The following is an 11,940-nucleotide window of genomic DNA, read 5'->3' on the forward strand; positions in this document are numbered from 1 at the left end:
CCCGTGGCGACCGGCCTCCGTTGTCGCAGGCGCCGGTTGTGGCGGGCGGCTGCTCGGCGCGGTCGTGGGTAGACTCGGGGAATGGTCACCGAGAGCGACGTCGTCGAGGCGCTGCACGGAGTCGAGGATCCCGAGCTCGGGATGGACATCGTCGAGCTCGGACTCTTCTACGAGGCGGAGATCGACGGGCCCAACGTGAAGATCATCCACTCGCTCACCTCGATGGGATGCCCTGCCGGGCCGATGATCCAGGAGAGCATCCACGACGCTGTCGCCGCCCTCCCGGGCGTCGAAGCGGTCGAGGTGGAGCTCACGTTCGACCCGCCCTGGACGCCCGACAAGATGTCCGAGGACGCGAAGTTCATCCTCGGGTTCGGCTGACGCCGGCCTCAGCCCGGGATCGCGAGCACGATCTTGCCCAGTTGCGCGCCGGCCTCGAGGCGCTCGTGCGCGGCTCTCGCCTGCGAGAGCGGGAACACCGAGTCGATGTGCACGCGCGCGCGGCCGCCGCGCACGAGGTCGTAGGCGCCGAGGAAGTCCTCGCGCGTCCCCATCGTGGAGCCGTACACCGTCAGCTGCTTCCACCAGAAGCGGTGGAGCGCCGCCGGCGGGTTGGGTCCGCTCGTCGCGCCGCACACCGCCACCCGGCCCGCGGGCGCGACCGCGGCGAGCGAGCGTGCCCACGTCGCCTCGCCGACGGTCTCGACGACGATCTGCACGCCCTCTCCCGTCGCCTCCTTCACGGCCGCGACGACGTCGCCCGTGTGATGGTTGACCGCGATGTCGGCGCCCCACGCGCGCGCCTGCTCGAGCTTCTCGTCGCTGCCCGAGGTGACGATCGTGCGCGCGCCGAGCGCACGGCAGATCTCGAACGACGCGGTGGCGACGCCGCCGCCGATCCCCCAGATCAGCACCCACTCGCCCGCCTGTACGGCTGCCTTGCCGACGAGCATGCGGTAGGCGGTCTCGTACACGAGCGGGAACGCGGCCCCCTGCTCGAACGTGAGCGCGTCGTCGAGCGGGAAGACCTGCTCCGCGGCCAGTGCGATCAGCTCGCAGTGCGTGCCGTCGCAGTGCTCGCCGACGACGCCGATCGTGGCGCCGTGCTCGAGGCCCGGATTGATCACGACCCGGTCGCCGGCGGCGAATCCGTCGACCCCCTCGCCGAGCGCCTCGACGACGCCGGCCCCGTCCGCGCCGAGGATGCGGGGCTTGGGCGCGGAAGGAAGGCCCATGCGCACCCACACGTCGAGATGGTTCAGCGACGCCGCCGCGAGGCGGATCAGCAGCTGGCCTGCGCCGGGCTCCGGATCGGGCACGTCCTCGTACCGGAGCACCTCGGGGCCGCCGTCCTCGTGGATGCGAATCGCCTTCACGGTCACAATCCTCTCATGACGGCGGAGGAGCTCGCGCGGCTGGGTGAGGAGGTCGGCCTCGACGTCGTCGCTGCCGCTCCCGCCGAGCCGTATCTCGAGACCGAGCGCCACATCCGCGAGCGCCGCGCGCGCGGGCTGTTCGCCGACATGAAGTTCACGATGGCCCGGCCCGAGGTCTCCTGCCACCCCGAGCTGCTGCTCGACGGTGCGCGCAGCATCGTGTCGGCGGCGCTGTGCTACTGGGTCGACGGAGCGGAGCCGGTGCCGGGAGAGGGAAGGCTGCCCCGCTACGCGTGGCGCGACCACTATGCGCTCCTGCGCGAGCGGCTCGACGAGCTCGGGCGCCGGCTCGGCGGCTCCCATCGTGTCCTCGTCGACGCGAACGAGCACGTCGACCGTGAGGGGGCCGTACGGGCCGGGGTCGGCTTCTACGGCAAGAACACGATGCTGATCACGCGTGCGTACGGCTCGTGGGTCGTGCTCGGGACGCTCGTCACGGACGTCGAGATCGAGGCGACCGCGCCGCTCCGGCTCGACTGCGGCCGCTGCACGCTCTGCATCGATGCCTGCCCGACGGGTGCTCTCGACGAGCCCGGCGTGCTCGACGCGACCAAGTGCCTCTCGTACTGGACGCAGGCCCCCGCGCCCATCCCCGAGCACCTCCGCGCGGAGATGGGCGCTGCGGTGTACGGCTGCGACATCTGCCAGGACGTGTGTCCCTGGAACCGCGGCGTCGAGCGCCGGCGGCGCGACGAGCCTCTCCCCGCCGGCTCGACGCCGACGGTGTCCCTGCTCGAGTGGCTCACGCGCGACGGCGACGAGCTCGTCAGCGAGCTCGACCGGCTCTACGTGCCCCGCAACGACCCCCGCTGGCTGCAGCGCAACGCGCTCGTCGCGCTCGGCAACGCGGGGGAGGAGGAGCATCGGGCGCCGGTCGCGCGCCTGGCCGAGTCGGAGGACGACATGCTCGCCGAGACGGCGCGGTGGGCGCTCCGTCGCATCGCGGAGCGGTCGGCGTGAGCGTCGACCGACTCGCAGCGCTCGCGCACGAGGTGCGCAGCCCGGTGGCGGCGCTCGAGGCGATCGCCGAGGCGTTCCCGCATGCCCCGGACGGGCGGCGGCGGCGGCGCCTGCTCGATCTTGCGGTCGCCGCCTGTCGCAACGTCGAGCGGCTCGTCGGCGACGCGGCCACGGTCACGGCGCTGCTGCGCCTGGAACGCGTGGACGCCGGCGCGCTCGCCCGCGACGCCGCCGACGCCGCCGCACTCTCCGGCGCACGCGTGCGCGCGAGCAGCGAGCCCGACGCGATCGTCGACGGCGACCCGGAGCGGCTGCGGCAGGCGCTCGACAACCTCATCGGCAACGCGCTCGGCCATGCGCCGCCGGGCAGCGACGTGGTTCTGCGGGTGGCGACGGACGGCGGCGCCGTACGGGTGTCGGTGCGCGACGAGGGAGAGGGGATCGAGCCGGCCGAGCACGAGCGCATCTTCCACGCCGGCACCCGGCTCACGGCCGCCCGCCCGGGCTCCGGCCTCGGCCTCGCGATCGTGCGCGCGATCGCGCAGGCGCACGGCGGCCGTGTCGAGGTGGAGTCCGCCCCCGGCCGGGGGGCGACGTTCACGCTCGTCTTGCCGCGGGCTTCTTGCCTGCCGGCCTGACCGCGAGCTCGACCTCGAGCTCCTTTGCGCGGGCGGCGACGGCATCGCGCATGTCGCTCGGCTCGAGCACGATCGTCTCGCCGGCGTCGGCGAGCACCTCGCACATCAGCCATTCCTCCGTCTTGAACGGCAGCTCGCTGAGCGCCGCCTTGTCGGTGAGGGCGCGGGCGCCGCGCTCGACCTTCCAGCGGGCGACGGCGGGCGAGTGCCACAGGCGCGCGAGCCGCGGCTCGCTCATGTAGCGCGGGTCGAAGCCGTCACGCGGCTCGAACGCCTCGTCGCTGAGACGGGCGGAGCGCATCCGGTCGAGCCGGTACGTGCGCGGCCCGTGGGCGGTGCGATCCCATGTGTGCACGCGCCACACCGGCAGCTCGCGCTCGAACGAATAGGGCTCGACCGACCGTGTCGTCGGGGCCTCGTCGCCCTCCTTGAGGTACTCGATCTCGACGACCCGCCGCTTCTCGACCGCTTCCGACAGCGTGCGCACGAGGTCCTCCTCGACGTCGCGGACGCGTGGGGCGGGTGTCTGCGCGAGCTCGAACTGCCCGAACGTGTCCTCGAGCTTGCGGCGCACGCGCTCGAGCGGGGTGTGCGCCTCGGCGGCGATGGTGGGTCCGACGTACTCGATCGCGAGGCGGATCGCCCGCGCCTCGAGCGGCGTCAGCTTCGGCGGCCTGCGGAACACGTCGCCGTACAGCTCCTTGTCGACGCGGACGATGCCGGCCTCCTCGTCGACCTCGGCGTACACCGTGTAGCAGCCGCCGCCGAAGTTGACGAGGTTGAGCAGCGAGAGCGTCTCCTGCAGCTCCTCGCGCGGGATCGAGAATCGCACGGCGAGGTCGTCGGCATCGAGCTCGGCGTCACGGCCCTCGCCGCAGGCGGAGAGGACGTGGGCGAGCAGCGCCTGCAGCACGCCGAAGCGCTCGGGCGCGATGGGGCCGACAGGGCGATCGCCGCGCTCGAGCGTGTGGACGACGCGGCGCTCGCGCGCCAGCGGCGGAAGGTCGGCGCCGTGAGCCTCGCGCAGGCGCGTCAGGCCCGCGGCGACCGCGTCGCGAAGCGCCTTCGGCTCGAGCGGGACGGCACGGCCGTTCTGGCGCAGCACCCAGCCCGCGAGCGGCTCGATGCGCGCGTACGCGGTCGTGAAGACGCCGTCCTCGAGCACGCCCGCGTCGGAGAGCGTACGGTGCACCCACCAGGCGGTGTCGCCCTGCACGGCGATGCGCGCCTCGCCGACCTTCTCGCCGATCTGCCATGGTCGCGGCACGCGGTGCGCCTCGACGTCGAACTCGGGCGGCAGCCTGAAGTCGCGCTCGCGCCGGGTGGCGAAGCGGATGTCGCTGCGGATACGGGAGACCCGGAACGTCCGCACGGCGGCGCGGTCGAGGTCATGGCCGATCACGTACCAGACGCCTTCGTCGAGGCGGAGCGCGTAGGGGTTGAGGGTGCGCTCGGAGACCTTGTCGCGCTGCGGCGACCAGTACGAGAACTTGATCGTACGCTGCTTCGAGATCGCCGATTCGAGCTTCGAGAGGCGGCCGGCGAGCTCGGGCGAGTAGTCGGGCGCGGTCACGCGCACACGCTCGGCGGTGTCCGTGCGCGCCTCGGGGAAGCCGGGGCGGCCGAGCGCGAGGTTCTGCAGCGCGAGCCGCAGCGGCTCGGCGTAGGCGAACTTGCCGTCGAGGTAGAAGAGCGCCGTCTGCAGGGCCGCGAGCTCGTCGTCCTCGAGGTCGAGGCGGTCGAGGAAGTAGTTCTCGGAGCGCAGCGTGTACAGCTCCTCGCCGGTGAACTCGTCGCGCTGCGAGTGCAGCGGCACGCCGAGCGCGGTCAGCTCGGCGCGGTCGGAGTAGAAGCGTCGCGCGAACGCCTCGTCGGACATCTCCGAGTAGCCCTCGACGTTGCCCTTCACGTCACGCGCGGTCAGCGGCCGCCGCTCGGCCATCAGGAAGGCGACGAGCGAGAGCTGGCGGATGAGCTTGTCGGTGTCGTGCGACATGCGGCGGTTCGAGCTTATCGCCCGCGTCGAGATCGGCGGCCGGCGGCTGCCGTGTGCCCGGGTCGAGTCCGGCGACCGGCGCGACGGGAGGCGCTACGCGGCGAGCGAGCTTCGGGCTTCGAGGTGCTGGTGCGACGGGCAGTAGTCGCGGCCCGGCAGCGGGGTGCGCTGGCAGGCCTTGCCCTTGCGCGTGGTCGCCTTGCAGCGGGCGACGCCGCCGTCGAAGGCGCCTGCCTCGATCTGCTGGTCGATGAACGCCATCGCCGCGCCGACGCCCTCACGCACCGCCCAGGCGACCTGCGCCTGCGCCGTGATCGGGAAGTAGCGGCGGATATCCTGGAACAGCGTACGGTCGGGACGCGCGAAGTAGTGCGGGTCGGCAGCGAGCCGTGACATCGTCAGCTCGCACTCGGCGAGCAGCGCGCGCCGGTACTCGAGACGCGTGCGCTCGTCGGTGTACGGGTCGATCAGATCCTTGAGCGAGCGGTAGATGGCTCGCGAGTATTGATACATGCACGACTGCAACTACACCACGTGGTCTTCCATGTGCGTGTGCTCGCTTCCCCGAGAAAACGCTGTCAGCAGGCCCTAAACACGTGGAGAGCGCCGCTCTCCGGAGCGGAGTCTACCGGGTTTTCGCGGCTGTTACAAACTCTGCACCAACGTTGTCGATAAAGAAAACAAACGTCAGGGCGAAACCCGCTGTGTGCGGGCTGTTCTCTGCGCCGCCTTCGCGATCCGCAGGCGGCTCGCGGCTTCCGGCTCGCTGGCATAGACGCCGGCGAACACGACCCAGTAGCCGGGGTGGAGGCTCGCGTAGCGCGACGAGTCGAGGATGCCGACCCCGGCGACACCGCGACGCCGTGCCTGTTCCGCGCGTGCGACCGCCGCGTCTCGCCCCGCGACCTTCGGGATCGAGACGAGCACGTTCGTCCAGCCTGCGGTGTCGCGCGGCCAGCTCGCAAGACGCGACGCGGCGCTCGGTGCCGGGGCGGCGACGGTGACGCTGCCGCCGGTCGCGGTCGCGATCGTGGCGGGGCGGGCGCCGTCGCGCGTCAGCGCGACGGCGCCCGCGGCACCGCCGATCGCAAGCGCGGCGGCGACAGCGAGGCGGAGAGCGAGCCGGCGCGGATCCTGCGGCGGCGGCCCGAGCCGTGCGCGCCCGGGAATGCGCCGGCCGCATTCGAGGCAGTACTCCTGGCCGGCTGCGACGGCGCCGCCGCAGCGCGGGCAGCTCATCGGCTCTCGGCCTCCGCGCCCTGCTCCTCGATGAGCGAGCGCCCGCAGCTGGGGCAGAAGCGCGCGCCGATGAGGACGGGGGCGCCGCACGCGCAGATCGCCGCGCCCCGGCGGCGCAGGCCGCGGGCGCCGGCGAGCAGCGCGTCGATCTCGCTCGCGCGCGCCTCGATCGCGACGAGCTCGGCGCAGCGCTCGACGACGAGGGACTCGTCGAAGCGGTCGCGCCGGTACATCTCGAGCGTGAGCCCACCGAGCTCGTGCAGGCGCTCGTCGCGCAGCAGCAGCAGCGCCCGCCGCTCGCGGCGCAGGTCGCGTGCCGCCGGGGCCGCGGGCTTGCGGGAGAAGAGGGCCATCGCGGCGGAGGATAACCGGGCCGGCCGCCGCGCCCGCGGCGCCCGTCAGAGCTGGACGACGACGAGGCGCTCTTCGGTCATCTCGCGGACGGCCCAGGCGGGGCCCTCGCGCGTGTTGCCGGATTCCTTGATGCCGCCGTAGGGCATCTGGTCGGCGCGGAAGGTGGGGGCCTCGTTGACCGTCACACCGCCGAACTCGAGCTGCCCGGCGGCCTTGACGGCGGAGGCGAGCGACGCTGTGAAGATACCGGCCTGGAGGCCGTAGCGGGTGGCGTTGGCGTGCGCGATCGCCTCGTCGAGCGTGTCGTACGGTTGCAGCGTGCAGACCGGGCCGAACGCCTCGTCGCAGGCCAGGTGCGCATCGGCGGGCGGCTTCTCGACCACGGTGGGGCGCAGCAGCTCGCCCTCGAGCGTGCCGCCGGTGAGGATCGTGGCGCCGCCGTCGCGCGCCTGCTCGATCCACGCGAGCACGCGCTCGCGCTCGCCGGGGGAGATGAGCGGCCCGACGTCGGTGGCCTCGTCGGCAGGGTCGCCGACCACGAGCGCCTCCACTTTCGGCAGGAAGCGCGCCTTGAACTCCTCGTACACGTCACGATGCACGTAGATGCGCTGCACCGAGATGCAGCTCTGGCCGGCGAACGAGAACGCGTTCGCGGCGCAGCGGGCCGCCGCGTCGTCGACGTTCGCGTCCGCCTCCACGATCACCGGCGTCGCGTTGCCGAGCTCGAGCCCGACGCGCTTGCGCGGCGCCCGCTCGCGGATGCCCCAGCCGACCGTGCCCGAGCCGGTGAACGTGATCAGCTTCACGCGCTCGTCCTCGACGAGCACGTCGCCGATCTGCGACGAGGGGCCGACGACGACGTTGAGCCAGCCGGGCGGCAGGCCCGCCTCGTCCTCCAGCTCGGCCAGCATCAGCGCCGACAGCGGCGTCTGCGACGCGGGCTTGAGCACGACCGCGCAGCCGGCGGCGAGCGCCGGCGCGATCTTGTGCGCGACGAGGTTGAGCGGGAAGTTGAACGGCGAGATCGCGCCGACGACGCCGATCGGCCGCCGCAGCGTGAACGCGAGCTTGCCCTCGCCGGCCTGGGAGGCGTCCATCGGCACCATCTCGCCGGTCAGCGTGCGCGCCTGGACGGCCGCCATCGTGTAGGTGGACATCGCGCGCGCCACCTCGACGCGCGCCGCCTTCAGCGGCTTGCCGGCCTCGGCCGCGATCTGGCGTGCGGCCTCGTCGGCGCGGCGGCCGAGCGCCCCGGCCACGCGCACGAGGATCTCGGCGCGCTTGTGCGCCGGCAGCGGCGACTCCATCGCGCGCGCGGCCGCATCGAGCGCGCGGCGCGTCTCGGCCGCGCCCGCCCTCGCCACGCGCGCGACGAGCGCTCCGTCATAGGGAGAGCGCACCTCGACCCAGCCGCCCGTCTCGACCCAATCGCCGTCGATCAGCAGCTTCCGCTCGTCGGCCGTCGTCGCCATCGACGAGAGTCTATCGTCGGCACCGTGACCGCCTCGTTCCCCATCGGGGCCACCGTGTCGGCGGCAGAGCTCGAGCGCGACCCGCACCCGGTACTCGCCCGGCTGCGGGAACAGGAGCCGGTGTCGTGGCTGCCGGCGCTCGACGCCTGGATCGTGACCCGCCGGGATCTCGCGCTGCACGTGATGCGCGACCCGCGGACATACACCGTCGACGACCCGCGTTTCTCGACGGCGCAGGTGGTCGGCCCGAGCATGCTGTCGCTCGACGGCGAGGAGCACCGTCGCCACCGTGACCCGTTCGCGCGGCCGTTCCGCCTCGACGCGGTGCGCGACCGCTTCACGGAGACGGTGGAGCGCGAGGTCGAGCGGCTCGTCGACGCGATCGAAGAGGACGGGACGGCGGACCTCCGCGGCGCTCTCGCAGGGCCGCTGTCCGTCGCGGTGATGGTGCAGGCGCTCGGTCTCGAGCACACCGATCCGGCGGAGGCGCTCGCCTGGTACGCCGCCATCGTCGCCGAGGTGACCGCGATCACCGCCGGCCGGCCGCCCGACGGCAGGGGGCGGCAGGCGTTCGCCCGCATGCGGGCATCGGTAGAGCCCGCGCTCGACCGCGACCCCGCCGCGTCCCTCGTCGCCGCGGCCGCCGGCGACGCGGGCGGGCTCAGCCGCGGGCAGGTGGCGTCCAACGCGGCGGTGCTGCTGTTCGGCGGCATCGAGACGACGGAGGCGATGATCGTGAACGCGTTCCTCCACCTGCTCTCGAACGACGACCAGCGCGCGCTCGTCGAGCGCGACCCCACGTTGCTGCCCGGGGCCGTCGAGGAGTCGCTGCGCCTCGAGCCCGCGGCGGCCGTCGTCGACCGCTACGCCACGAGAGACGTCGAGCTCGCCGGCGCGCCGATCCGCCGCGGCGACCTCGTCACCGTGTCGCTCGCGGGCGCGAACCGCGACCCGGACGTGTTCCCCGACCCCGACCGCTTCGACGTGCGGCGCCCGAACCTCAACCTGCAGGTCGGCTTCGCGCACGGCCCGCACGTGTGCCTCGGCATGCACCTCGCGCGCCTCGAGACGCGGGTCGCGCTCGCCCGCGCGCTCGCGCGCCTGCCCCGCCTGCGACTCGACCCGCAGCATCCGTGCGCCGTGCGCGGCCTCGTCTTCCGCAAGCCGGCGGCGCTCCACGTGCTCTGGGGGTGATCGGGAGCGTCGCGGCTGCTAGCGTCCCGTCCGTGACCGACGCCCTCATCGTCGACGCCGTCCGCACGCCGATCGGGCGGCGCAACGGCACGCTCGCCTCCGTGCGGGCCGACGACCTCGCCGCCGACGCGCTCGGCGGCCTCGCCGGCCGGGTCGGCCTCGACCCGGCCGAGGTCGAGGACGTGCAGATGGGCTGCGTGACCCAGATCGGCGAGCAGGCGCTCAACGTGGGCCGCGTCGCGGTGCTCGTCGCGGGCTGGCCCGAGACGGTGGCGGCGACGACCGTCGACCGCCAGTGCGGCTCGTCCATGCAGGCGGCGTTCAACGCTGCCTCCGCCGTCCAGGCGGGACATCTCGACGTCGTCGTGGCGGCCGGCGTCGAGTCGATGTCGCGGGTGCCGATGGGCTCCAACCTCGGCGTCGACGGCTTCGCCGGGCTGAACGAGAAGATCGCGCAGCGCTGGCCGATCGTGCCGCAGGGCATCTCCGCCGAGGAGATCGCCAGGGAGTGGGGCCTGACGCGCGAGCAGCTCGACGCCTACGCGCTCGAGTCGCACCGGCGCGCGCTGGCGGCGATCGACGGCGGTCTGTTCGAGCGGGAGATCGTTCCCGTCACGCTCCCCGACGGCGTCTTCACGGTCGACGAGGCGCCCCGGCGCGACACCTCGGCGGAGAAGCTCGCCTCGCTGCAGCCCGCCTTCATCCCCGACGGCGTCGTCACCGCCGGCAACTCGAGCCAGATCGTCGACGGCGCCGCCGCCATGCTCGTCGCGAGCGAAGCCGCCTGCACGCGGCTGCGCCTCGTCCCGCGCGCCCGCTTCGTCTCCTTCGGGATCGCGGGCGTCGATCCGTTCCGCATGCTGCACGGCAACCCGCAGGCCTGCGCGCAGGCGCTGCGCCGCGCGGGACTCGGCTGGGACGACATGGCCGTGATCGAGGTGAACGAGGCGTTCGCGTCGGTCGTGCTGCAGACCCTCGCCGACAGCGGCCTGCACGAGCGCTGGGAGGCGGGGGACGTGAACCCGAACGGCGGCGGCATCTCGCTCGGGCATCCGCTCGGCGCCACCGGCGCCCGCATCACGGCGACCCTGCTCGCCGAGCTCGAGCGCCGCGACGCGCGCTACGGCCTCGCCTCCATGTGCATCGGCCAGGGTCAGGCGATCGCCGCCGTGGTCGAGCGCCTCTGAGAGCCCGCCGGCCCGGCGGCTTCCGGCCGCCGGTGCAGGCGGATGCGCGATCCTGCGAGAGAATCAGGGCTCGACGAGGTCGCGCTCGACCTCGGCGCTGACCGCCTGTGCGATCTCGACGAATGCGCGCGCGGCCGGCGAGCGGTGGCGGTCGCGGTGCCACATGACCGCGATCACGCGGCGCGGAAGCGCAGGCTCGATGCGGAGCACGCGCACCCGCTCGTCGCCGGGGGTGACCGCCAGCAGCGGCATCAGAGCGGCGCCGAAGCCGGCGGCGACGAGCCCCTGCAGCGTGCCGTTGTCGTCGGAGCGGAACGCGTACTCGACCGGGAAGCCGAGCCCGCGCAGCGCCGTCTCGACGACCGTGCCGCTCGAGCACGTGTTCGAGCCGATCAGCGACAGGCTGCCGAGATCGGCGAGCGACGCCGCGCCGCGTGCGGCGGCGGGATGGCCGGCGGGGACGAGCAGCACGTACGGGTCGCTCATCAGCTCGAGCGCCTCGAAGGGCCCGTCCGGCAGCGGCGGGCTGCAGAAGGCGAGATCGAGGTCGCCGCTCTCGACGGCGCCGTAGAGCTCCGGGTCGGTCGTCGGCTCGGACAGCCCAAGCTCGATGCCCTGCCAGGCAGGCAGGAAGCGCCGCATCACCTCCGGCACGACGCGCGCGCCGACGCTCTGGTAGGTGCCCACGCGCAGCGAGCCGCTCTCGCCCGCGCGCAGCGCGGCCATGTCCGCCCGGGCCGCCTCGATGCGGTGCACGATCGCCTCGGCGTGGCGCAGCAGCAGCGTACCCGCTTCCGTCAACGAGACGGCCCGCGGACCGCCGGGCCGCTGCACGAGCTTCTCGCCGACGATGCGCTCGAGCGCCGCGATCTGCTGGCTCACCGCTGACTGCGTGTACCCGAGGCGCTCGGCGGCGCGGCCGAACGACGCTTCCTGCGCGACGGCGTCGAGCGCGGCGAAGTGCCGCAGCTCGACGCCCAGCCAACTATCAGGTTCGGTGATCGTTGTCATGAATACCTCGACTTGTGCTGATAGTAGCGGCGCAGCCACCATGGAGGCATGGAAATCGCCGTGCTGCTCTTCATCGTGCTCGTCGGCGTCGCCTCGGTCTTCGCAGGCCGGGACTCCCGTATCGACGAGGCCTCCCGGCGCCGCAGGTACCTCGGGTGACCGAGCGGCTGCCGGCCACGATCGCACGCCAGGTCGGCGGGCGAAGCGAGATCTCGATTCGCCTCGCCCGCGCGGCCGACACCGATGCGCTGCGACGTCTGGCAGGCCTTGCCGACCGGCGCGTACCCGCCGCGCCCATCCTCATCGCCACGAGCGACGGCGACGTCGTCGCCGCCGTCTCGCCGCTGACGGGCGAGGTGCTGGCCGATCCGTTCCGGGCCACGGCCGACCTCGTCGATCTGCTGCGCCTGCGCTCGGCGCAGCTGCGCGCCGCCGCAGCGTAGGCACCCGGCG

At 73.4% G+C, this 11,940-nt stretch carries 13 protein-coding genes; 6 read left to right on the top strand and 7 right to left on the bottom strand.

Annotation, left to right across the window (positions count from 1 at the left end):
- Positions 1 to 81: 81 nt before the first annotated feature.
- Entirely contained in the window at positions 82 to 381 is a 300-nt protein-coding gene (locus Gocc_RS03725; RefSeq protein ID WP_114795218.1) for a metal-sulfur cluster assembly factor, read from the top strand.
- Positions 382 to 389: 8 nt separating this feature from the next.
- Here Gocc_RS03725 and Gocc_RS03730 read toward each other — a convergent pair whose 3' ends face one another.
- Positions 390 to 1,376, bottom strand: coding sequence for a zinc-binding dehydrogenase (locus tag Gocc_RS03730; RefSeq protein ID WP_181813342.1), 987 nt, complete (start codon positions 1,374 to 1,376; stop codon positions 390 to 392).
- A 15-nt stretch (positions 1,377 to 1,391) separates the two neighbouring features.
- Between Gocc_RS03730 and queG the strand changes: the two genes are divergently transcribed.
- Together queG and Gocc_RS03740 are read left to right on the top strand one after the other, a co-directional pair.
- Positions 1,392 to 2,396, top strand: a complete 1,005-nt coding sequence (gene queG, locus Gocc_RS03735) for a tRNA epoxyqueuosine(34) reductase QueG (protein ID WP_181813343.1) — start codon at positions 1,392 to 1,394, stop codon at positions 2,394 to 2,396.
- Positions 2,393 to 3,034 carry a sensor histidine kinase gene (locus Gocc_RS03740; protein ID WP_181813344.1) on the top strand — a complete coding sequence of 214 codons (642 nt, stop codon included), beginning with the start codon at positions 2,393 to 2,395 and terminating at the stop codon, positions 3,032 to 3,034. Before queG ends, Gocc_RS03740 begins: the two co-directional genes overlap by 4 nt.
- Here Gocc_RS03740 and Gocc_RS03745 read toward each other — a convergent pair.
- The 5 genes from Gocc_RS03745 to Gocc_RS03765 all read right to left on the bottom strand — a co-directional run bounded on the left by Gocc_RS03745 (position 2,994) and on the right by Gocc_RS03765 (position 8,095).
- Positions 2,994 to 5,030 carry a WYL domain-containing protein gene (locus tag Gocc_RS03745; protein ID WP_114795221.1) on the bottom strand — a complete coding sequence of 679 codons (2,037 nt, stop codon included), beginning with the start codon at positions 5,028 to 5,030 and terminating at the stop codon, positions 2,994 to 2,996. The genes Gocc_RS03740 and Gocc_RS03745 overlap by 41 nt on opposite strands.
- Positions 5,031 to 5,123: 93 nt before the next feature.
- Entirely contained in the window at positions 5,124 to 5,543 is a 420-nt protein-coding gene (locus Gocc_RS03750; protein WP_114795222.1) for a hypothetical protein, read from the bottom strand.
- A 174-nt stretch (positions 5,544 to 5,717) separates the two neighbouring features.
- Positions 5,718 to 6,269, bottom strand: a complete 552-nt coding sequence (locus Gocc_RS03755; RefSeq protein WP_114795223.1) for a hypothetical protein — start codon at positions 6,267 to 6,269, stop codon at positions 5,718 to 5,720.
- Complete coding sequence (locus Gocc_RS03760; RefSeq protein ID WP_114795224.1) at positions 6,266 to 6,622, bottom strand: zinc-ribbon domain-containing protein; 357 nt, start codon at positions 6,620 to 6,622, stop codon at positions 6,266 to 6,268. Before Gocc_RS03760 ends, Gocc_RS03755 begins: the two co-directional genes overlap by 4 nt.
- 45 nt (positions 6,623 to 6,667) lie before the next feature.
- Positions 6,668 to 8,095 carry an aldehyde dehydrogenase family protein gene (locus Gocc_RS03765; protein WP_114795225.1) on the bottom strand — a complete coding sequence of 476 codons (1,428 nt, stop codon included), beginning with the start codon at positions 8,093 to 8,095 and terminating at the stop codon, positions 6,668 to 6,670.
- A 24-nt stretch (positions 8,096 to 8,119) separates the two neighbouring features.
- Here Gocc_RS03765 and Gocc_RS03770 point away from each other — a divergent pair, with 24 nt between their 5' ends.
- Together Gocc_RS03770 and Gocc_RS03775 are read left to right on the top strand one after the other, a co-directional pair.
- Positions 8,120 to 9,289 (top strand): cytochrome P450, encoded by a 1,170-nt coding sequence (locus Gocc_RS03770; RefSeq protein WP_114795226.1) that lies wholly within the window; start codon positions 8,120 to 8,122, stop codon positions 9,287 to 9,289.
- 32 nt (positions 9,290 to 9,321) lie between these two features.
- Complete coding sequence (locus Gocc_RS03775; RefSeq protein ID WP_114795227.1) at positions 9,322 to 10,476, top strand: thiolase family protein; 1,155 nt, start codon at positions 9,322 to 9,324, stop codon at positions 10,474 to 10,476.
- A 63-nt stretch (positions 10,477 to 10,539) separates the two neighbouring features.
- Here Gocc_RS03775 and Gocc_RS03780 read toward each other — a convergent pair whose 3' ends face one another.
- Complete coding sequence (locus tag Gocc_RS03780; RefSeq protein ID WP_181813345.1) at positions 10,540 to 11,487, bottom strand: LysR family transcriptional regulator; 948 nt, start codon at positions 11,485 to 11,487, stop codon at positions 10,540 to 10,542.
- A gap of 155 nt (positions 11,488 to 11,642) precedes the next feature.
- Between Gocc_RS03780 and Gocc_RS03785 the strand changes: the two genes are divergently transcribed.
- A complete protein-coding gene (locus Gocc_RS03785) occupies positions 11,643 to 11,930 on the top strand; it encodes a hypothetical protein (protein ID WP_114795229.1) in 288 nt (95 codons plus the stop codon).
- The last annotated feature ends 10 nt before the right edge of the window (positions 11,931 to 11,940 follow it).

It is taken from the genome of Gaiella occulta (genome assembly GCF_003351045.1).
In the GTDB taxonomy this organism is placed as follows: Bacteria; Actinomycetota; Thermoleophilia; order Gaiellales; family Gaiellaceae; genus Gaiella; species Gaiella occulta.